18 protein-coding genes and 1 tRNA gene are annotated in these 19,755 nt (G+C 70.9%); 6 read left to right on the top strand and 13 right to left on the bottom strand.

Annotated features, from left to right (window positions below):
- Positions 1–123: 123 nt before the first annotated feature.
- Both ACGF8B_RS00810 and ACGF8B_RS00805 read left to right on the top strand, forming a co-directional pair.
- Positions 124–1,638 carry a glycosyltransferase gene (locus ACGF8B_RS00810; protein ID WP_392733534.1) on the top strand — a complete coding sequence of 505 codons (1,515 nt, stop codon included), beginning with the start codon at positions 124–126 and terminating at the stop codon, positions 1,636–1,638.
- Complete coding sequence (locus ACGF8B_RS00805; protein ID WP_392733532.1) at positions 1,635–3,920, top strand: ArnT family glycosyltransferase; 2,286 nt, start codon at positions 1,635–1,637, stop codon at positions 3,918–3,920. The genes ACGF8B_RS00810 and ACGF8B_RS00805 overlap by 4 nt, the downstream gene beginning before the upstream one ends.
- A 16-nt stretch (positions 3,921–3,936) precedes the next feature.
- On the opposite strand, the gene ACGF8B_RS00800 is transcribed toward ACGF8B_RS00805, so the two are convergent.
- Entirely contained in the window at positions 3,937–4,800 is an 864-nt protein-coding gene (locus tag ACGF8B_RS00800; protein WP_392733530.1) for an endonuclease/exonuclease/phosphatase family protein, read from the bottom strand.
- Between the two features lie 131 nt (positions 4,801–4,931).
- On the opposite strand from ACGF8B_RS00800, the gene ACGF8B_RS00795 reads away from it, so the two are divergent.
- Together ACGF8B_RS00795 and ACGF8B_RS00790 are read left to right on the top strand one after the other, a co-directional pair.
- Complete coding sequence (locus ACGF8B_RS00795; protein WP_392733528.1) at positions 4,932–6,461, top strand: MFS transporter; 1,530 nt, start codon at positions 4,932–4,934, stop codon at positions 6,459–6,461.
- A gap of 99 nt (positions 6,462–6,560) precedes the next feature.
- Complete coding sequence (locus ACGF8B_RS00790; protein ID WP_392733526.1) at positions 6,561–7,319, top strand: TetR/AcrR family transcriptional regulator; 759 nt, start codon at positions 6,561–6,563, stop codon at positions 7,317–7,319.
- Positions 7,320–7,782: 463 nt separating this feature from the next.
- On the opposite strand, the gene ACGF8B_RS00785 is transcribed toward ACGF8B_RS00790, so the two are convergent.
- From ACGF8B_RS00785 to ACGF8B_RS00775, 3 genes are all read right to left on the bottom strand, one after another.
- Positions 7,783–8,598: a YceI family protein gene (locus tag ACGF8B_RS00785; RefSeq protein ID WP_392733524.1), complete on the bottom strand. Its 816-nt coding sequence runs from the start codon at positions 8,596–8,598 to the stop codon at positions 7,783–7,785.
- 211 nt (positions 8,599–8,809) lie between these two features.
- Entirely contained in the window at positions 8,810–11,314 is a 2,505-nt protein-coding gene (locus ACGF8B_RS00780; RefSeq protein WP_392733522.1) for an MFS transporter, read from the bottom strand.
- 23 nt (positions 11,315–11,337) lie between these two features.
- On the bottom strand, positions 11,338–11,859 hold the full coding sequence (locus ACGF8B_RS00775) for a MarR family winged helix-turn-helix transcriptional regulator (RefSeq protein WP_392733520.1): 522 nt from the start codon (positions 11,857–11,859) through the stop codon (positions 11,338–11,340).
- 756 nt (positions 11,860–12,615) lie between these two features.
- Between ACGF8B_RS00775 and ACGF8B_RS00770 the strand changes: the two genes are divergently transcribed.
- The gene (locus tag ACGF8B_RS00770) at positions 12,616–12,828 is read left to right on the top strand and encodes a hypothetical protein (protein WP_342285256.1); all 213 of its coding nucleotides are present in this window, start codon (positions 12,616–12,618) and stop codon (positions 12,826–12,828) included.
- A gap of 90 nt (positions 12,829–12,918) precedes the next feature.
- Here ACGF8B_RS00770 and ACGF8B_RS00765 read toward each other — a convergent pair whose 3' ends face one another.
- From ACGF8B_RS00765 to ACGF8B_RS00725, 9 genes are all read right to left on the bottom strand, one after another.
- Positions 12,919–13,209: a hypothetical protein gene (locus ACGF8B_RS00765; RefSeq protein WP_392733518.1), complete on the bottom strand. Its 291-nt coding sequence runs from the start codon at positions 13,207–13,209 to the stop codon at positions 12,919–12,921.
- A gap of 604 nt (positions 13,210–13,813) precedes the next feature.
- Positions 13,814–14,680, bottom strand: coding sequence for an RNA polymerase sigma factor SigF (locus ACGF8B_RS00760; protein ID WP_124719989.1), 867 nt, complete (start codon positions 14,678–14,680; stop codon positions 13,814–13,816).
- Positions 14,681–14,916: 236 nt separating this feature from the next.
- Positions 14,917–15,762: an RNA polymerase sigma factor SigF gene (locus tag ACGF8B_RS00755; RefSeq protein ID WP_124719990.1), complete on the bottom strand. Its 846-nt coding sequence runs from the start codon at positions 15,760–15,762 to the stop codon at positions 14,917–14,919.
- Positions 15,763–15,983: 221 nt separating this feature from the next.
- A complete protein-coding gene (locus ACGF8B_RS00750) occupies positions 15,984–16,277 on the bottom strand; it encodes a Dabb family protein (protein WP_317866461.1) in 294 nt (97 codons plus the stop codon).
- Between the two features lie 9 nt (positions 16,278–16,286).
- Positions 16,287–16,421, bottom strand: coding sequence for a hypothetical protein (locus tag ACGF8B_RS00745; RefSeq protein ID WP_259927668.1), 135 nt, complete (start codon positions 16,419–16,421; stop codon positions 16,287–16,289).
- Positions 16,422–17,350: 929 nt separating this feature from the next.
- A tRNA-Ser gene (locus tag ACGF8B_RS00740) sits at positions 17,351–17,438 on the bottom strand.
- A 45-nt stretch (positions 17,439–17,483) separates the two neighbouring features.
- Positions 17,484–17,924 (bottom strand): tRNA adenosine(34) deaminase TadA, encoded by a 441-nt coding sequence (gene tadA / locus ACGF8B_RS00735; RefSeq protein WP_392734427.1) that lies wholly within the window; start codon positions 17,922–17,924, stop codon positions 17,484–17,486.
- A gap of 57 nt (positions 17,925–17,981) precedes the next feature.
- Positions 17,982–18,554: a hypothetical protein gene (locus ACGF8B_RS00730; RefSeq protein WP_392734425.1), complete on the bottom strand. Its 573-nt coding sequence runs from the start codon at positions 18,552–18,554 to the stop codon at positions 17,982–17,984.
- Between the two features lie 207 nt (positions 18,555–18,761).
- Positions 18,762–18,989: a hypothetical protein gene (locus ACGF8B_RS00725; RefSeq protein WP_392734423.1), complete on the bottom strand. Its 228-nt coding sequence runs from the start codon at positions 18,987–18,989 to the stop codon at positions 18,762–18,764.
- Between the two features lie 103 nt (positions 18,990–19,092).
- On the opposite strand from ACGF8B_RS00725, the gene upp reads away from it, so the two are divergent.
- Positions 19,093–19,728 carry a uracil phosphoribosyltransferase gene (gene upp, locus ACGF8B_RS00720; RefSeq protein WP_124719993.1) on the top strand — a complete coding sequence of 212 codons (636 nt, stop codon included), beginning with the start codon at positions 19,093–19,095 and terminating at the stop codon, positions 19,726–19,728.
- Positions 19,729–19,755: the final 27 nt, after the last annotated feature.

Here is a 19,755-nt window from a genome sequence, read left to right as displayed (position 1 = left end):
CCGCAGACCGGTCGGTACTCCCCGCAGACCGGCTCGCACTCCCCCGCGGACCGGGCCGTACTCACAGCCGGGGGACAGGTTCAGCACACCGGTGTGACAGCGGGGTTGGCGAGTGTCGGTCACATGCGAACCGACACTCCCTGGGGCACCCTGCCGGCCCGGGACCACCTCCTCGCCGGAGCGGTCGATGCGGCGGGTGCACCCGTACTCGATGTGGTGGTACCCGTCTACAACGAGGAGAAGGACCTCGAACCGTGTGTGCTGCGCCTGCACGACCATCTGGCGCGCACCTTTCCGTACAGCTTCCGGATCACCGTCGCGGACAACGCCAGCACCGACCGGACGCCGGAGGTGGCGGCCCGGCTCGCGGCTGCGCTGCCCCGGGTGCGGTCGTACCGGCTGGAGGAGAAGGGCCGGGGGCGGGCGCTGCGCACTGTCTGGTCCCATTCGGACGCGCCGGTCCTGGCCTACATGGACGTCGATCTGTCCACCGACCTCAACGCGCTGCTGCCGCTGGTCGCCCCGCTGATCTCGGGCCACTCCGACCTGGCCATCGGCTCCCGGCTGAGCCGTGGTTCGCGGGTGGTGCGGGGGTCGAAGCGGGAGTTCGTCTCGCGCGCCTACAACCTCATTCTCCGCTCGTCGCTGGCCGCCCGGTTCAGCGACGCGCAGTGCGGGTTCAAGGCCGTACGGCGCGATGTCGCGGAGCGGCTGCTGCCGATGGTGGAGGACTCGGGGTGGTTCTTCGACACCGAGCTGCTGGTGCTCGCCGAGCGTGCCGGGCTGCGTATCCACGAGGTGCCGGTCGACTGGATCGACGACCCCGACTCCACCGTCCACATCGTGCGGACGGCGACCGAGGACCTGAAGGGCGTGTGGCGGGTGGGGCGGGCGCTGACGGTCGGCGCACTGCCGCTGGACCGGCTGGCCCGGCCCTTCGGGGACGATCCGCGTGACCGTGCCCTGAGCGGGGTACCGGGTGGACTGGCCCGTCAGCTCGTCGGGTTCTGCGTCGTCGGCGCCCTCTCCACGCTCGTCTACCTCGCCCTGTACTCGCTGTTCCGGCTGGGCTTCGGCCCGCAGCTCGCCAACGGGGGCGCGCTGCTGGTGTCGGCCGTCGCCAACACGGCGGCCAACCGGCGGCTCACGTTCGGCGTACGGGGCCGGGGCGGAGCCGTCCGCCATCAGGCACAGGGCCTGGTCGTCTTCGCCATCGGCCTCGCCCTGACCAGCGGATCACTGGCCGCGCTGGGGGCGGCGTCCGGATCCCCGTCGCACGGCACGGAGCTCGCCGTGCTGATCGCGGCCAACCTCGCGGCGACCGTGCTGCGGTTCCTGCTCTTCCGCGCCTGGGTCTTCCCGGACCGGGCGGACCGGAGCCGCGAGGTGTACGAGGACGGCCCGGCCGCGGCCGCTCCTGCGGTCGGGCACGCCGAGGACGGTCCGATCGCGGCCGCCCCTGCGGCCGGGCATGCCGAGGACGGCCCGGCCGCGGCCGCTCCTGCGGTCGGGCATGCCGAGGACGGTCCGGCCGCGGCCGCTCCTGCGGTCGGGCATGCCGAGGACGGTCCGGCCGCGGCCGCCCCTGCGGCCGGGCACGCCGATGACACTCACCACGAACTGGGGAACGTCCGATGACCACGTTGCATCCCGACCACCTTCCGGCCCCGCCGGGCCCGCCGGCACCCGCGCCGGCCGGCGCTCCGGTCCACGGACGCCCGAACAGCTCCCCGGCGCACCGCATCCTGCGGGGCAGGCCGGAGGACCCGCGCTGGGCACGGCCGGCGTTCCTCGTGCTGCTGCTGGTCATCGCGGGCGCGTACCTGTGGAACCTCAGTGCCTCCGGCTACGCCAACTCCTTCTACTCCGCCGCCGCGCAGGCGGGCAGCCGCAGCTGGAAGGCCTTCTTCTTCGGCTCGCTGGACGCGGCCAACGCCATCACCGTCGACAAGCCGCCGGCCTCCCTCTGGCCGATGGCCCTGTCGGTGCGCGTCCTCGGCCTCAACTCCTGGGCGATCCTGCTCCCGCAGGTGCTGATGGGGGTGGCCACGGCCGGAGTGCTGTACGCGGCCGTGCGCCGCCGCTTCAACGCCGTCGCCGGGCTGATCGCGATGGTGGTGTTCGCGCTCACGCCGGTGGCCGCGCTGATGTTCCGCTTCAACAACCCGGACGCGCTGCTGGCGTTGCTGATGACCGTCACGGTCTACTGCGTGCTGCGCGCACTGGAGGGCGGCCGCACCAAGTGGCTGCTGTGGGCGGGGGTCGCGGTCGGGTTCGCGTTCCTGGCGAAGACCCTGCAGGCGTTCCTGATCCTGCCGCCGCTGGCCGTGCTGTACGCGCTGTGCGCGCCGGTTCCGGTACGCCGACGGCTCGGCCAGCTCGGACTCTCGGCCCTCGTGACGGTCGTCGCGGGTGGCTGGTGGGTCGCGATCGTCGAACTGTGGCCCGCCTCGTCCCGCCCGTACATCGGCGGATCGCAGAACAACTCCTTCCTTGAACTGACCTTCGGCTACAACGGCCTGGGCCGGATCAACGGCGACGAGACCGGCAGCGTCGGGGGCGGGGGCGGTCCGGGCGGCGGGTCCGGCGGCCAGTGGGGCGAGACCGGCATCGGCCGGATGTTCAACTCCGAGATCGGCGGCCAGATCTCCTGGCTGCTGCCCGCCGCACTGATCCTGCTGGTCGCGGGCGTCTGGCTGACCTGGCGGGCGAAGCGCACCGACACGGCCCGTGCGGCGTTCCTCGCCTGGGGCGGCTCGTTGCTGATGACGGCGGTCGTCTTCAGCTTCATGGCCGGCATCTTCCACCAGTACTACACGGTGGCCCTCGCCCCGTACATCGCGGCGCTGATCGGCATGGGCGCGACGGTCCTGTGGGAGGAGCGGTCCCGCTGGTGGGCGGGCGCCACGCTCGGCGGCGCGGTCGTCGTGACGGCGTACTGGTCGTACGTGCTGCTGGGCCGGACCACGGGCTACCTGCCGTGGCTGCGCACGGCCGTGCTCGTCGCCGGGATCGCCGGCGCGCTGGGGCTGCTGCTCGCGTTTCGGACGGGGCGCCGGGTGGCGTTCGTCGCCGTGGTCCTGGGCTTCGCCGCGTCGCTGGCCGGGCCGACCGCGTACGCCGTGAGCACGTTGAACACCGGGCACCAGGGCTCGATCGTCACGGCCGGCCCGTCCGGGGGTGGCATGGGCGGCCCCGGCGGCGGTGGCCGCGGTGGTGGTCCGGGCGGCGGGATGCGATTCCCGGGGCAGGGCGGTCAGCAGGGCAATCAGCAGGGCGGCGGCATGGGCGGGCCCCCGACCGGCACCCCGCCCGGCCAGGGCCAGGGCCAAGGCCAGGGCCAGGGCCAAGGCCAGGGCCAAGGCCAGGGCCAGGGCCAAGGCCAGGGCCAGGGCCAGGGCCAGGGACAAGGCCGAGGCCAGGCGAACGGTCTGCCCGGCACCTCGCAGAACGGGCAGCAGCCCGGTGCGATGCCCGGCATGGGCACGGGCACGGGCACGGGCGAGGGCTTCGGCGAAGGCGGCGGAGGCGGCGGCATGGGCGGACTGCTCAACGGCGCGTCCGTCGGCACCGAGGCCAAGAAGCTCCTGGAGAAGAACGCCGGGGACTACACCTGGGCCGCCGCGGCCATCGGCTCGCAGAACGCCGCGAGCTACCAACTCGCCACCGGTGACCCGGTGATGGCGATCGGCGGCTTCAACGGAAGCGACCCGTCCCCGACGCTCGCCCGGTTCAAGCAGTACGTCGAGGACGGCCGGATCCACTACTTCATCTCCGGTGGCATGGGCGGGGGCGGCGGCATGGGCGGCGGCAACGGCACCTCCTCGCAGATCTCCTCCTGGGTGGAGGCGAACTTCAAGAAGGTCACGGCCGGCAGCGCCACCTTCTACGACCTGACCCAGCCGGAGAAGAACGGCTGAGAGCCCGGGGCGGGGCTCAGCGCCGCAGCAACAGGTCCGCGACAACAGGGCGGTGGTCCGAGGCGAGCGTCTCGGCCACCGCCGCGTCGCGTACCCGCACGGTGTCCCTCGACACCGCCACGTAGTCGATCCGCTGCACCGGATCCTGCGCCGGGTACGTGGGACCGCCGGGCTCCACGTCGTCGAGCTCCCGCCACAGCGGGGCGAGTTCGGGCGCGGCCGGCGCCGCGTTGAAGTCGCCGAGCAGAACCTGCCGCACCGGCCGCCGCTCCGACTCCCGGTCCTCGGCCATGATCCGGCGGGTGTCGGCCACCTGGGCGATCCGCACGGACGGGTCGCCCCGGTAGTCGAGGTGCGTCGCGTACACGTGCACGGGCAGCCCCTTCACCCGTACCACCACCTCACCGAAGCCGGGCGCGGGCGCCGGGGCCGGGTTCGGGTCCTGGGTGGAGAGCCGGGTGATGTCGTGGTTCTCGGCGCTCACGATCGGGTACCGGGACAGCACCGCGACGCCGAACTCCCGCTTCGGCGCGCCCGGCGTCACCGGGTCGAGGCGGTAGATCGGGGCGAACGACACCCGCATGCCCAGCCGTTCGGCCAGCTCACCGGCCAGGTCGCGCCACTGGCTGCGGTCGCCCCAGTGGACGTCGACCTCCTGGAGCCCGATCACATCGGCGTCCAGCGAGCGCAGTTCGGCGGTCTGCCGGTCGAGATCGAAGACGTTGTCCATGCCGGCGCCCGCATGGATGTTGTACGTGGCCACGCGCAGCGGAACCGGGTGCCCGTGCCCCTGGCCGGCCGCCGCTGCGGGCGGCACCAGGGCGGTCACCGACAGCCCTGCCGCGACGAGCACTTCCACCGTACGACGACGCAGTGACATACCACTCCAGCCCTTGTCGGATCAGCGGCGAGCACGGTACCGCGGGTAAATGTGTTGTACGCCGTACAGGGCTGACTATACGGTGTACGACGCTTGCTACTCGTACACCGTATAAGGGATCAGGAGTCCGTATGACGGCGACCGCCGCCGAGCAGAACCACCTCTCGTCGCCGAGCCATCCGCAACGCTGGCTGATCCTCGGCGTCATCTGTCTCGCCCAGCTCACGGTGCTGCTCGACAACACCGTCCTCAACGTCGCGATCCCCTCCCTCACCCGGGAGCTGGACGCCTCCACCGCCGATGTGCAGTGGATGATCAACGCCTATTCGCTGGTCCAGTCGGGCCTGCTGCTCACGGCCGGCAGCTCCGCCGACCGCTACGGCCGCAAGAAGATGCTGATCACCGGGCTCGCCCTGTTCGGTATCGGCTCGCTGGTGGCCGGACTGGCCCAGACCTCCGTACAGCTGATCGCCGCCCGTGCGGGCATGGGCATCGGCGGTGCGCTGCTGATGACCACGACGCTCGCCGTCGTCGTGCAGATCTTCGACGAGACCGAACGCGTCAAGGCGATCGGCATCTGGTCGACCGTCAGCTCGCTCGGGTTCGCCGTCGGGCCGCTGGTCGGGGGAGTGATGCTCGACCACTTCTGGTGGGGCGCGATCTTCCTGATCAACATCCCGGTCGCGGTCGTCGGACTGGTCGCCGTGGCCCGGCTCGTACCGGAGTCCAGGAGCGCCGGCGGCGAGCGCCCCGACCTGCTCGGCGCCCTGCTCTCCACCATCGGCATGGCATCCGTCGTGTACGCGATCATCTCCGGCCCGGGGCACGGCTGGACGTCGGGCCAGGTGCTGCTGACCGCCTTCGTCGGGGTCGCCGTCCTCACCGGATTCGTGCTGTGGGAGCTGCACATCCCGCACCCGATGCTGGACATGCACTTCTTCCGGAACCAGAAGTTCATCGGGGCGGTCGCGGGCGCGATCCTGGTCGCCTTCGGGATGGGCGGCTCGCTCTTCCTGCTCACCCAGCAGCTCCAGTTCGTGCTCGGCTACGAGCCGTTGGAGGCCGGTCTGCGCACGGCCCCGCTGGCGCTGAGCGTCGTCGCGCTCAACCTCACCGGCCTGGGCGCCAGGCTGGTGCCCAAACTGGGTACGCCGGTCACCATCGCGTCCGGGATGGGCCTGCTGGCCGCGGGCCTGGCCGCGATCGCGCTGCTCGGCGGCGACGGCTACGGCGGCATGCTGCTCGGCCTGGTCGTGATGGGCGCGGGCATCGCGCTCGCCATGCCCGCCATGGCCAACGCGATCATGAGCGCCATTCCGCCGGAGAAGGCCGGGGTGGGCGCCGGGGTCAACGGCACGCTCGCCGAGTTCGGCAACGGCCTGGGCGTCGCCGTCCTCGGCGCGGTGCTCAACTCGCGGTTCGCGGCCCTGGTGCCGGCGGCCGTCGGGGCGGCCTCGCTGCCCGCCGCGCTCGCCTCGGCGGGCGACGCCGGTGAGCGGGCCCGGATCACGGACGCCTTCGCCTCGGGCCTGGAGACCAGCCAGCTCTTCGGAGCGGTCGCGGTGCTGGTCGGCGGCCTGCTCGCCGCCGTGCTGCTGCGCCGCGCGGAGCGGACGGAATCCGCCCGTGCGGACTCCGCCGGGACCGCGGCGGCGGCATAGCATCGGGAGGGGCGCGCCGGACCGTAACGGATCCGCTCCGTGCACGGGTCACGCGTACGCGGCCGGTCCGCCCCGCCGGCAAGACGAGGAGAGTGCGCCATGGTGTCTGCGGCCGACCGCGTGAAGAACCCCGCCAGGACCAGCGTGTGGCTGGATCAGCGGACACCGTCGCGCACCCGCAAACCGGACCAGGCGGCGGGCCTGGACCGGGAACGGATCACGGCGACCTCGGTCCGGCTGCTGGACGCCGAGGGACTCGCCAAGTTCTCCATGCGCAGGCTCGCCGCCGAACTAGATGTCACCGCGATGTCCCTGTACTGGTACGTGGACACCAAGGACGACCTGCTGGAACTGGCCCTGGACTCGGTCTACAGGGAGTTCACGCCCCCGCGGGAGGACGCGCACTGGCACGACCGGCTGCGCGGGCTGGCCACCGAGTACCGGCAACTGCTCGTCCGGCATGTCTGGGTTTCCCCGCTCGCCGGGCACTTCCTCAACATCGGGCCGCACGCGATGCTGATGTCGTACGCCGTCCAGGACGTGATCCGGGCGACCGGCCTGCCGCTGGAACACCAGACCGGCGCGCTCTCCGCGGTCTTCCAGTTCGTGTACGGATTCGGCACGGTCGAGGGCCACTTCGCGCAGCGCAGCGCCGCCGCGGGGATCAGCCAGGAGCAGTACTACCAGCAGGCGATGACCACGATCCGCGACCAGCCTCATCTCAGCGACATCATGGAGTCCTCGCAGGAAGTGATGGACGCCCGCGGCGGCGACACGGTCGAGGAGATGCGCGACCGGGACTTCACCTTCGCCCTGGACCTGCTGATCGCGGGCATCGAGGCGATGCGGGACCGCTGAGGGGCGGTGCGGGACGGCTGAGGGGTGATGCGGGACCGCTGAGGGGCGGTGCGGGACGGCCGGGGGCGGTTCGACCGGCTCCGGCGATTCGATCACCTCGGCCGAACCGTCCACCTGGACCCACGGCCCGCCCACCCGTCGCCCGGCCACCGCCCCTCAACGAAGCGCTGCGCGCCGCCCCGCTCAATCTCGCCCGACAGCACGATCACACCGACCCGCGCGTCCCGCTTCGCGTTGCGGGTCTTGGCCTGCCCGGGGTTCCACGGCCGTGTCCGTCGCGATAGTGGGTGCCATGTCCGCAGACCACGGCGACGGTCACTCACCCCGCGCGGTGAGCGCGACGGCAGGGAATCACCCCGCACGCCGGCCGGGACGGCGGACTCCCGCCCCGCACGGCGACTACGACGGCGGACTCCCGCCCCGCGCGGCGACTACGACGGCAGCGACTCGCCCCGCGCGGCGACTACGACGGCAGCGACTCGCCCTGCACGGCCTGGATGTCGAGCTCCACCCGCAGCGTCGTGCCGATCGCGGAGATGCCCGCCTGCACCACCTGGTTGTAGTTCATGGCGAAGTCCTCGCGGCGCAGCTCCGCCGAGGCGTTGAAGGCCGCACGCACCCCGCCCCACGGGTCCGGGCCCGTGCCGAGGTAGCTCAGGTCCAGGTCGACCGGGCGTTCGACACCGTGCATCGACAGCCGGCCGTGGACGGTCCAGCGGTCGGGGCCGGCGGGGGTGATCCCGATGGAGCGGTACGTGATCTCGGGGAAGCGGTCCGAGTCGAGGAAGTCGGGCGACCGCAGGTGCTTGTCGCGCATTCCGTTGCCGGTGTCGATGCTCGCCGCGCTGATGACGGCGTCGACCCGGGACCGGTGGACCTCCTCGGAGATCTCGATCCGGCCGCTGAACTCGGTGAACCGGCCGCGCACGCTGGAGATCCCCAGGTGCTGCGCGACCGCGGCCACCGAGGAGTGTGCCGGGTCCAGCGACCAGGTGCCCGGCGGCGGCAGCTCCACGCCGCCCTGGCGGGCCAGCACCACCGTGCCGGCCTCGACCCGCCCGCTCGCCGTGACGAGGGCGGTGGAGGCGGCGGGTGCGTACCCGACCGCGGTGACGATCACGGTGTACGCGCCGGCCTGCAGCGGAGCGTCGGTCCGCACCGTGCCGTCCTCGTCCGCAGTGGCCCGCAGCACCTGCGCGCCGGTCATGTCGGTGACCGTCACGACCGCGTGCTGGACCGCCCAGCCGTCCCGCGTCCGTACCTGTGCGCGAAGTCCCATCGTGTTCTTTCTCCTTGCTCAACGACTCAATGAGTCGGGCCCCGGGGCGGGGACGGCAGGCCGTCCCCTGCCTGCCGTCCCCGCCGCCGGGGCCCATTTCCACCGACCGGTACAGCGTCTCCGCTAGAAACGCCGACCCGCCAGGGGTCTGTGGTGAGAACGCCGTGCAGCAGGCTTCACGGCGTCCGCGCCGCCTGCCGCAGGATCGTTCCTACTCGCCGGGGTGGGCGAGCTCGATGTCGTGGCCGTCGGCCCCGCGACCGGAGACCGTCAGCGCGCTCGCCACCGGGGGGTAGCCGGTCGCGATGACCGAGTACTCGCCCGAGTCCAGGTCGGTGAAGGCGTACGCCCCGTCCTCCCCGGTCGTCGAGGTGGCGACCACATTGCCCGCCGCGTCGACCAGCGTGACCCGGGCGTCCGGCAGCGGCCGCCGTGCGGAACCGGCCCGCACGACACCCTGCACCAGCGCACCGGACTGCAGCGCGGCCTCGATCCGGGTGACGCCCTGGCCGCCGATCTCCACCGGCAGCGCCAGCGGACGGAAGCCGGCGGCGTTCACCGCGACGGTCACCGAACCGGGGACCAGCTCGCCGAAGGTGAACTCGCCGGTCTCGCCGGACTTGCCGGTGGCCAGCACGTCGCCGCGCACATCGGTCACGATGACCATGGCGTCCTCCACCGGGGAGGAGGTCTCCGCGGCCCGTACGACACCGGCCAGTCCGCTCGTACCGGAGAGCAGGATGTCGTACGCGAGTGGCTCGGCACCGACGACCACCGTGGACGCCTGCGGCTGGAAGCCGTCGGCGGACGCGATCAGGACGTAGCTGCCGGAGCCCGGAGCGTCCAGGGCGTAGCTGCCGTCGGCCTGGGCGACGGAGCGCCCCAGCTGCCGGCCGGCCAGCGAGATCAGCGTGACGGCGGCCCGTGCGACGGGCGCGCCCTCGGCACCGCGCACCACACCGTGCACGGACGTGCCGTGCAGGGTGGCGGGGGCCTCCGGGACGTCGGCCGAGGTGGCCGTCGGCGTGGCCGTGACCGGGGCCGCTGCCGCGGGGACCGGTGCGTCGGCGATGGCGGCCGGAGCCTCGGCCGCTTCCACGGCCGGGGTCTCGGACGTGGCCGGGGCCTCGCTCGAAGCGCTGGTCTTCAGGGCGACCTCCTTGATGAAGATCGTGACCACGAAGGCGATCAGCGCGGCCGGAGCGGCGTACAGGAAGACATCGCCGACACCGTGCCCGTAGGCGCTCTCCACGACCGTACGGAACGGCTCGGGCAGCTTGTCCAGGTCGGGGATGCCCCCGCCGCCGGTACCGCCGTGGCCCATGGCAGCACCCTTGGGACCGAGGTCCGCGAGGCCGTCCTTGACGTAGTGGGTGACGCGGTTCGCCATGACGGCGCCCAGCGCCGAGACGCCGATCGCACCACCGAGGGAACGGAAGAAGGTGACGACGGAGCTGGCCGAGCCGAGGTCGGACGGAGCGACCTGGTTCTGCGTGGCGAGCACCAGGTTCTGCATCATCATGCCGATGCCGAGACCCATGACGGCCATGTAGACCGCGATGTGCCAGTACGTCGTGTCGTACCGGATGGTGCCGAGCAGCCCGAGACCGGCGGTGACCAGGAAGCCACCGCTGACCAGCCAGGCCTTCCAGCGGCCGGTCTTGGTGATGACCTGGCCGGAGACCGTCGAGGAGATGAACAGACCCGCGATCATCGGGATCGTCATGACGCCCGACATCGTCGGCGACTTGCCGCGCGCCAGCTGGAAGTACTGGCTGAAGAAGACGGTGCCCGCGAACATCGCGATACCGACGAACAGCGAGGCCAGCGAGGCCAGCGTGATGGTGCGGTTGCGGAAGAGGCGCAGCGGGATGATCGGCTCGGTGGCCTTGGACTCGACGGCTATGAAGATCCCGGCGAGCACGAGGGAACCGATGACCATCGCGGCGGTCTGCCAGGACAGCCAGTCGTACTTGTCGCCCGCGAAGGTCACCCAGACGAGCAGCAGCGACACGGCGGCGCTGATGAAGAACGCGCCCCACCAGTCGACCTTCACCTCACGCTTCACGACCGGGAGCTTCAGCGTCTTCTGGAGCACGACCAGCGCGATGACGGCGAACGGCACACCGACGTAGAAGCACCAGCGCCAGCCCATCCAGCTGGTGTCGGTGATGACACCGCCGAGCAGCGGGCCACCGACGGTGGCGACGGCGAACACCGCACCGATGTATCCGCTGTAGCGACCGCGCTCACGCGGGGCGATCATCGCCGCCATGACGATCTGCGCCAGGGCGGAGAGACCGCCGACGCCGATGCCCTGGACGACACGGCAGGCGATCAGCATGCCGCTGCTGGTCGACATACCGGCGACGACCGAGCCGGCGACGTAGATGACGAGGGCTATCTGGACCAGCAGCTTCTTGCTGAACAGGTCGGAGAGCTTGCCCCACAGGGGGGTGGTGGCGGTCATCGCCAGCAGCGAGGCCGTGACGACCCAGGTGTAGGCACTCTGGCCGCCGCCGAGGTCGGAGATGATCTCGGGCAGTGCGTTCGAGACGACGGTCGACGACAGGATGGCGACGAACATGCCGAGCATGAGCCCGGCCAGCGCCTCCATGATCTGCCGGTGTGTCATCGGCGCGCCGGACGCGGGATCCGGGGATCCCCCGTGCTTGGCGTGGCCGCCCCGCACACCGGCTGGTGTGGTCGTAGCCATTTAAGTCCTTGTCTTTGCTTCTGTTACACGGGTGTACGGGTGTGCGAGCCGTTGTCGCTGTCGGCATGCCGGGAGCGGCAGTCGCCGCTGTGCTTTCCGGGGCCGCACCCGCTGGGCCCGCGACAGGCGAAACTGTCGCGCAGCCGGGCCAACAGCGTGTTGAGCTGTCCGACCTCGTCGTCAGACCAGTCGGAGAGGTTGTGGGCGAACATCTCGGTGGTCCGCCGGTTCAGATCGCGGAGCACGTCGTGTCCGTCGGGGGTCAGCCGCAGGATGCGGGACCGCTTGTCCGCCGGATCAGGGGACCGCTCGATCCAGCCACGCTCGGCCACATGGGCGACATGACGGCTGGTCACCGACATGTCGACGTCCAGCAGCTCGGCCAGTCGGCTGATCCGCATCTCGCCGTGCTGCCTGAGAAGAGCCAGCACGGCGGCGGAACCGCCCGGACATTCGGCGGGCAGGATGCGGGCGAGACCTCTCTTGACGGCCCCTACGGCACTCAGTTGCCGGGCCAGTTCTTCGTACTGACTCCGTGCGGCCACGGGACCCCCAGACATCTCACCGGTTCATCTTGTTGCTTAGGGCAACCATAGAAGCCGTTGGTTGCTGCAGGCAAACGAAAGGGGGCTTGCAGAAGTAAAGGAAAGCAAAAGGCTGCGTACGGCTCCGGTCAAAGGTCCAGCGTGTGGCGTGCGGATGATGCGGGATGTGTCTCGCGCCACAGCCGGGGCGGATGGGGAGCAGTCCGGGGCGGCTCCGGCAGCGTGAGGAAACGGGCACGCCGAGTGCCCGGAGCGGGGTGTCGAACGCACCGGGGCGGGGGCGGGTGAGTCCTGGGGTGGGAGTGGGCGAGTGCCTGGGGTGGGGGTGGGCGAGTGCCTGGAGTGGGGGCGGCGAGTGTCCGGAGTGGGGTGGTGAGTGTCCGGAGCGCCGTCGGCAGATCCAGCCCGGGAGCTGGTCGACATGCCAAGTCCCGTTCGTGTGACCGGAGTTGTTGAAGGGCCCCGCGTTGCACCCCGCAAGTTCCCTGTACAGGCCCCCGGATGCGCACCCACGTACGCGCCTGACATGCATCCACGTACGCCCCACACACGCACCCACGCACGCACCCACGCACGCACCCACACGCGCACCGGGCACGTACCCGGGCGCCCCCGGAATCCGCCTCCCTGGCAGCCCGCCGACCCCACCCCACCGCAGTCCCCGACCACTTCCTCACCATTCCCGCGCCCCCGGCCTCGGCCCTTCGTCGACCCGGGGGTTGGGCCGCAACGCCGAGTTCGCTAGGGTCCTGGCACATGGCACACAACCCCCACGCCCCGCAGGGCCCCGAGGGCAACCACGACCCGGCCGGCAGCACCCAGATGTTCCGCGCCTTCGTCGACGAGGGCGAGCCGCAGCGTCGGCAGCAGCCGGCCGCCACCTCGTCCGGACCGCGCGTCGGGGTGATCGCCGCCGTCGTCGTGGTGATCGTCGCCCTCGGCGCGGTCGCCTGGCTCGCCCTGCGCTAGGGGCTGTCCCGCCAGGAATTGCGGGACAGCCCTTAGGGGCCTCCCGAACCTGTCCGGGGCCTGTCCGGCACCGCACGCTTCCACCCGTCACTACTTCAATACGGCGGTGACGTCCCGGGTCTCGACATGCATGCCCAGGGGCACCCGCCAGGCGTCCACACAGACGGTGTACGTCTCCGTCCGCGCCGCTCCCGCGCCGATCGGCGCGGGCAGCGGCCCGGTCGACTCGACGGTCGCCCAGTCGACCCCCAGCGCACCGATGACGTGCGTGGCGAAGGTGACAGTCCCCGACCGCACCGGCGATCCCCCGGTGTTCCGGAACTTCACGGTCACCTTCTCGCACCAGCGCTTGTCGGCCGCGGCCCGCACCGGTTCGCCCACCGCCAGGACGGCGGGCCCGGTGGTTGGCCCGGATCCGGGCGCGGACGGAGTCGAAGGCGCCGAGGGTTCGGACGACCCCCCTCCGGACCCCGTACCGTTCCCGTTCCCGTTTCCGCTGCCGCCGGTACCGTGCGCTCCCGACGATCCGGACGGTCGTCCCGGTCCGGGTGACCGGGGCGCTCCACCGGTCGCGGCGTTCCCGTCCCCGTGAGGCCCGCCGGCGCGGGCCGAGGCCCCCGGTGAGGCTCCATGGTCGCCGGAGCGGCCATCACCGCCACCACCGTCGCCGCTCCCGCCACCGCTGCCGTCGCCCACGCCGCCCCGGTCCAGCGGGACCAGCGTCACCTTCCCCGATGGCGGGACCGCCCCCGTCGGCGTTCTCCCGGAATCCGTTCCCGCCGCGCCGAGCGCCACGTAGCCCTCGTCCGTCGTGCCTCCGCCGCAGGCGGCCAGCACGCCACCCAGACACAGCGCGGCCGCCGAGGCGGCGATCACGGTGCCCCGGCGGCCGTTCGAACCGAGCATCTGACGTCGCATCGCGCCAGTGTGGCTGACGGTCCGTCAAATCGGAACCCTTGTGCTCCGGTACGGGAGTCCACGGTGGTCAGTCGGCGATGAGCCCTTCCCTGAGCTGCGCGAGCGTACGGGTCAGCAGGCGCGAGACGTGCATCTGCGAGATGCCGACCTCCTCGCCGATCTGCGACTGGGTCATGTTGGCGAAGAACCGCAGCATGATGATCTGGCGCTCGCGCGGCGGGAGCTTGGCCAGCAGCGGCTTGAGCGATTCGCGGTACTCGACGCCTTCCAGGGCCGAGTCCTCGTAGCCGAGCCGGTCCACGAGGGAGCCCTCGCCGCCGTCGTCCTCGGGCGAGGGCGAGTCCAGCGAGGAGGCGGTGTACGCGTTGCCGACGGCCAGACCGTCGACCACGTCCTCCTCGGAGACCCCGAGCGCCTTGGCCAGCTCGGGCACGGTCGGCGAGCGGTCGAGCTTCTGCGCGAGCTCGTCGCTGGTCTTGGTCAGCGCGAGCCGCAGCTCCTGGAGCCGGCGCGGGACGCGCACCGACCACGAGGTGTCGCGGAAGAAGCGCTTGATCTCCCCGACGACGGTCGGCATCGCGAAGGTCGGGAACTCGACGCCCCGCTCGCAGTCGAACCGGTCGATCGCCTTGATCAGGCCGATCGTGCCGACCTGGACGATGTCCTCCATCGGCTCGTTGCGGCTGCGGAACCGCGCCGCGGCGTAACGCACCAGCGGGAGGTTGAGCTCGATGAGTGTGTCCCGTACGTAGGCGCGCTCCGGGCTGTCCGTTCCATCGGGGCCGGGTGCCGGCCCCAGCGCGGCGAGGCGCAGGAACAGGGAGCGGGACAGAGTGCGGGTGTCGATGGCTTCCGACGAGCTGGTGAGCACAACGGGTGCGGGTTCGCTCTTCGTGAGCGTGAGCACCTTCGAGCTGCCCTGTTCTGCGGACATGCCACCCCCTTGAGGTCGCGGACGGTCGCGTTGAGCCGCGACCATCGGAGGAACGCAGCCTCCACCTGAATACCGGAGGCGAGGCCACGGCAAACGCGGTTCCCGCAGAATGTCACATGTCGGCAACACGCTGTAGTGACATGTCGACAAGTCTTTGTGGCGTCTGTGCAGTTAGCAGGGGGTGTGGGCCATTTGGGCGGCTGGAAACGGGACTTCCGACGATCTACCCGATCCGGTTAGGCCTCGATCCTGTTTGCGGATCGCAGTCGGGCGAAGCTGCGGGCCAGCAGTCTTGACACATGCATCTGGGAGACACCCAGCTCGGCACTGATCTGGGACTGCGTCAGATTGCTGTAGTAGCGCAGCAGGAGGATGCGCTGTTCACGCTCGGGCAGTTGTACGAGCAGATGCCGGACGAGGTCACGGTGCTCGACCCCGGCGAGGGCCGGGTCCTCGTAGCCGAGCCGGTCCAGCAGTCCGGGCAGCCCGTCGCCCTCCTGGGCGGCCTCCAGTGAGGTCGCGTGGTAGGAGCGCCCGGCCTCGATGCAGGCGAGCACCTCGTCCTCGGAGATCCTCAGGCGCTCGGCGATCTCCGCGGTGGTGGGTGAGCGGCCGTGAGCGGTCGTCAGGTCCTCGGTGGCGCCGGTGACCTGGACCCACAGCTCGTGCAGACGCCGGGGGACGTGGACGGTCCGTACGTTGTCCCGGAAGTACCGCTTGATCTCCCCGACGACGGTGGGCATCGCGAAGGTCGGGAACTGGACGCCGCGTTCGGGGTCGAACCGGTCGATGGCGTTGATCAGGCCGATCGTGCCGACCTGGACGACGTCCTCCATCGGCTCGTTGCGGCTGCGGAACCGCGCCGCGGCGTAACGCACCAGCGGAAGGTTCGCCTCGATGAGGGCCGCCCGGACCCGGCCGTGCTCGGGGGTCCCCGCCTCCAGGTTCTTGAGCTGGCCGAAGAGCACCTGGGTGAGCGCCCGGGTGTCCGCGCCCCGGGTTCTGGCGGGTGTCGTCGTACTGTCGGGCGCCTCGGTCTGGACGGACTGGGGAGGCACTTGAGGCGCTGTACTGGCCGGCACGATGAGGCCACCCCTTTGCGGTCAACTTCGGTCAACTCATCCGTCAAAAGCGGTCATAGCATCACAAGACATGTCCACTGTGTGCAAGCACCGTATAGCGTCGTGTTGGGTTCAACTTGGTTTAAACACCAAAAAAGCCCCTCACCGCATTGGTGAGGGGCCAGGTGGCCGTCCGGATCGAACCTGATTTCGGATCAACCGGATTAATCAGACCAACCGGATCAGAACGGATAGTCTGCGATCACCCAGGTGGCGAACTCACGCCACTGCCCGGCGGCGGCCTGGTGCGCGGGGTGCTCGATGTACCGCTTCAGGGCGTCCTGGTCGGCGACCGCGGAGTTGATGGCGAAGTCGTACGCGATCGGCCGGTCGGTGATGTTCCAGGCGCACTCCCAGAACGCGAGCTCGGGAATCTGCCCCTCCAGCTCCCGGAAGGCCTCCGCCCCGGCGACGACCCGCGGGTCGTCCCGCTCGACGCCGTCGTTCAGCTTGAACAGGACCAGATGGCGGATCACGGTGTACTCCTACTTCACGAGCTCGGACATGAAGTCTCCGACGCCCTGTGCGGCACTCGAAACGCCCTCGAACCCTACCTGGACGAGGTCCGCGGCCCGCTCCGGGGAGGTGATGATCGTGTACGCCACGAAGACGAATATCACGTAGAGAACTATCTTCTTCGCTTGTACCACAGCCCCCGCCTCCCCTTCGATCCTCTATTTCGATCTCCTGTGCAGTCGGGCGATTCTATCCGCACGCATGGCCGCATCCCCCGAAGGATCCCGACTACTCACGCGCCTTTTAAGGACCAAGGACCCGACGATCGAGGTCCTTTGCCGACCCGCACGGCCCCTGCGAGGGAGCAGCATGGAGGCGAGCCCGGCGGACGAGGCAGGAATCCGAAGGGCTCGGAACGGGCCCCCACTGTGGGGTCCTCGCCGCGGGCCACCCCCCTGACCGCGACGAGGACCGGCGGGCCCTGTTCTCACCGGGGGAAGCGGCTTGTCCCCCCGATGCCGCTTCCCCCGACCTGAACACGAATGCTCTGTGGCCCCGGACGACGCCCGCCGCGCCGGGGCCACCGCCGTGTGCCGGGTTTTCCGGGCCACTTCGCGCGACAGCCCCGCATGCGCGGGGACCACACAAGGACGGCGTGGTGGGCGTGGCCGGCGGAGGGAGCAACCCCGCATGCGCGGGGACCACCCGATCCCGCTGGGCATGTACGCGGACGGCGAGGGACCAACCCCGCATACGCGGGGACCACGAACTCAAGACGTACTCCCAGCTCGCAGGCGAGGGACCAACCCCGCATACGCGGGGACCACAGCCGTGCGCACCGTATGTCCCCAGGAACACAGGGACCAACCCCGCATGCGCGGGGACCACAGTTCCTGACCTGCTGGTTTATGGCGGGGGGAGCCTGTTTTTACTTACTTCTTGAGATTCGGACATTTCGCCACACGCTCGACTCGACCAGTTGTGCTTAAGTCCCGCGCGGGGATCAAAAGCCGGCGTCGGCTCCGGCGTGGCGGGCCCAATGATGCGCGAACGCCCTCCCGCCCTGCGTTTCCGCAGTTCAGGAGGGCGTCGATGGCGGTAGCGGAGGGATTTGAACCCTCGGTGAGTTTCCCCACACTCGCTTTCGAGGCGAGCTCCTTCGGCCGCTCGGACACGCTACCGAGAGAGAGCTTAGACCATCCCCCGCCGTGTACAGAAATCGGTTCTCAGGAGGTGCGGAACGAGGTGCGGAAGAAGGATGTCAGGAGGCTTGCGCACTCCTCCTCCAGGACGCCCTGGATGACCTCGGGGCGGTGGTTGAGGCGGCGGTCGCGTACGACGTCCCAGAGGGAGCCCGCCGCGCCGGCCTTCTCGTCGCGGGCGCCGTAGACCACCCGGTCCACGCGGGACTGGACCAGGGCGCCCGCGCACATGGTGCAGGGCTCCAGGGTGACCACCAGGGTGCAGCCGGTCAGCCGCCACCGGCCGAGTGCCGCCGCGGCCCTGCGGACGGCCAGGACCTCCGCGTGCGCGGTCGGGTCGTTGGTCGCCTCGCGTTCGTTGTGGCCCGTGGCGAGCAGGGCGCCGTCCGGGCCGAGTACGACGGCGCCGACCGGCACATCGCCGGCCCGCGCCGCCAGATCGGCCTCGGCCAGGGCACGGCGCATGTGCGCCCGCCACGGGTCTCTCACGGGGTCGTGCGGTGGTTCGCTCACCCGCGGACCCTAGCGGACGGTCTCCAGGACCTCGGCCGCGCCGAGCGCGTCCGCGATCTCCACCAGTGCGTCCGTGCGCAGCATCAGCAGCTCGGCCTCGGGGAGCCCGAGATCGGCCAGGACCCGGGTGTCGCCGAGCGGGCCCGCCGGTACGGCGTCGGCGTCGAAGCCGTCGTCATCGTTGTCGTCGGTGTCTGTGTCGGTGGTGTCGTTGTCGGGGGTGGTGTCCGGGTCGCCGTCCTCCGTGCCGTCGAGGCCGACGAGCTCTTCGAGGGCGGCGATCGTGTCCTCGGCCCCGGGTTCGCGGCCGAGCAGTTCGTCGGTGAGCAGGATCTCTCCGTACGAGGAACGGGCGGCGGCGGTGGCGTCCGAGACGAAGATTCGGGGGTCGTCCTCACCGTCCACCCGGACGACGCCGAACCAGGCGTCCTCCTGTTCGATGAAGACGAGCACCGTGTCCTCGTCCACCGAGGCTTCACGGGCCAGATCTGTCAGGTCGGACAGGGTCTCCACATCGTCGAGCTCCGTGTCGCTCGCTTCCCACCCGTCTTCGGTGCGCGCGAGCAGTGCGGCGAAGTACACCGTGACTCTCCCACTGGTCATAGGGGTGTTGGTCCGGCGGGAGGTCAGTCGGTGGTCCGGCTGTCCTGGGTCCCGCCCATCGGAATCGTGGCAGAAACGAGGGCTTTGCGAGAGGAGTTCGGCCGTTGAGTCGGCCATCAGTTCTGCCGGACGCCGCCACCAGGGGGATGCCGGGCACCGATATCGGGGACGCCGGGCAGCCGCCGGCTACCAGCGGAAGGTGCGCATGCGCATGGCCTGACGCATCCGGGCCGCCCTGGCGCGGCGCGGCTGCACCCGGTCGCGGAGGGCCTTCGCCTCGTGGAGCTCGCGCAGGAACTGGGCGCGCCGCCTGCGGCGTGCCGCGTCGGTCTCCTCCGGGTCCTGCTGGGCCCGGGCGTCCGCCGGGACCGGCGCGTCCGGCTGGTCCCGCTTCCGTTTTTCCCCGTCCGGCATCGGCTCATCACCCCAAGGCTGGGTCGGCATGCCCCCACCTTCCCCCCGAACATGCGGTTGATGCCAGCGCACGGGTGCGGGAGGCACGGTTACTGTTGAACCCATGCGGATCCACGTCGTCGACCACCCACTGGTCGCGCACAAACTCACCACCCTGCGCGACAGGCGCACCGACTCCCCGACCTTCCGGCGGCTCGCCGACGAGCTGGTCACCCTGCTCGCGTACGAGGCCACCCGGGATGTGCGCACCGAGCAGGTCGACATCGAGACCCCGGTCACGCCCACGACCGGGGTGAAGCTGTCGCACCCGCGGCCGCTGGTCGTGCCGATCCTGCGGGCCGGTCTCGGCATGCTCGACGGCATGGTGCGGCTGCTGCCGACCGCCGAGGTGGGCTTCCTGGGCATGATCCGCAACGAGGAGACGCTCCAGGCGGAGACGTACGCGACGCGGATGCCGGAGGACCTCTCGGGTCGCCAGGTGTACGTCCTTGACCCGATGCTGGCCACCGGCGGCACGCTGGTCGCGGCCATCCAGGAGCTGATCAAGCGCGGCGCGGACGACGTCACCGCGGTCGTGCTGCTCGCGGCGCCCGAGGGCGTCGAGGTGATGGAGCGCGAGCTGGCCGGTACGCCGGTCACCGTGGTCACCGCCTCGGTCGACGAGCGGCTCAACGAGAACGGCTACATCGTTCCGGGCCTCGGCGACGCGGGCGACCGGATGTACGGCACCGTCGACTAGTCGACCAGCAGGACTGTCCGGCCGGTC

The sequence above is a fragment of the Streptomyces sp. NPDC047917 genome (assembly GCF_043204345.1).
GTDB lineage: Bacteria > Actinomycetota > Actinomycetes > Streptomycetales > Streptomycetaceae > Streptomyces > Streptomyces sanglieri.
The sequence above is the reverse complement of the archived record's forward strand: the minus strand, read 5'-3'. Positions and strand labels throughout refer to the sequence as shown.

What these genes read in the sequence shown, in the direction of transcription:
- ACGF8B_RS00810 (WP_392733534.1), top strand. Translation starts at nt 124, where the DNA reads ATGCGAACCGACACTCCCTGGGGCACCCTGCCGGCCCGGGACCACCTC.
- ACGF8B_RS00805 (WP_392733532.1), top strand. Translation starts at nt 1,635, where the DNA reads ATGACCACGTTGCATCCCGACCACCTTCCGGCCCCGCCGGGCCCGCCG.
- ACGF8B_RS00800 (WP_392733530.1), bottom strand. Translation starts at nt 4,800, where the DNA reads ATGTCACTGCGTCGTCGTACGGTGGAAGTGCTCGTCGCGGCAGGGCTG.
- ACGF8B_RS00795 (WP_392733528.1), top strand. Translation starts at nt 4,932, where the DNA reads ATGACGGCGACCGCCGCCGAGCAGAACCACCTCTCGTCGCCGAGCCAT.
- ACGF8B_RS00790 (WP_392733526.1), top strand. Translation starts at nt 6,561, where the DNA reads ATGGTGTCTGCGGCCGACCGCGTGAAGAACCCCGCCAGGACCAGCGTG.
- ACGF8B_RS00785 (WP_392733524.1), bottom strand. Translation starts at nt 8,598, where the DNA reads ATGGGACTTCGCGCACAGGTACGGACGCGGGACGGCTGGGCGGTCCAG.
- ACGF8B_RS00780 (WP_392733522.1), bottom strand. Translation starts at nt 11,314, where the DNA reads ATGGCTACGACCACACCAGCCGGTGTGCGGGGCGGCCACGCCAAGCAC.
- ACGF8B_RS00770 (WP_342285256.1), top strand. Translation starts at nt 12,616, where the DNA reads ATGGCACACAACCCCCACGCCCCGCAGGGCCCCGAGGGCAACCACGAC.
- ACGF8B_RS00760 (WP_124719989.1), bottom strand. Translation starts at nt 14,680, where the DNA reads ATGTCCGCAGAACAGGGCAGCTCGAAGGTGCTCACGCTCACGAAGAGC.
- tadA (WP_392734427.1), bottom strand. Translation starts at nt 17,924, where the DNA reads ATGCGCCGTGCCCTGGCCGAGGCCGATCTGGCGGCGCGGGCCGGCGAT.
- ACGF8B_RS00725 (WP_392734423.1), bottom strand. Translation starts at nt 18,989, where the DNA reads ATGCCGGACGGGGAAAAACGGAAGCGGGACCAGCCGGACGCGCCGGTC.
- upp (WP_124719993.1), top strand. Translation starts at nt 19,093, where the DNA reads ATGCGGATCCACGTCGTCGACCACCCACTGGTCGCGCACAAACTCACC.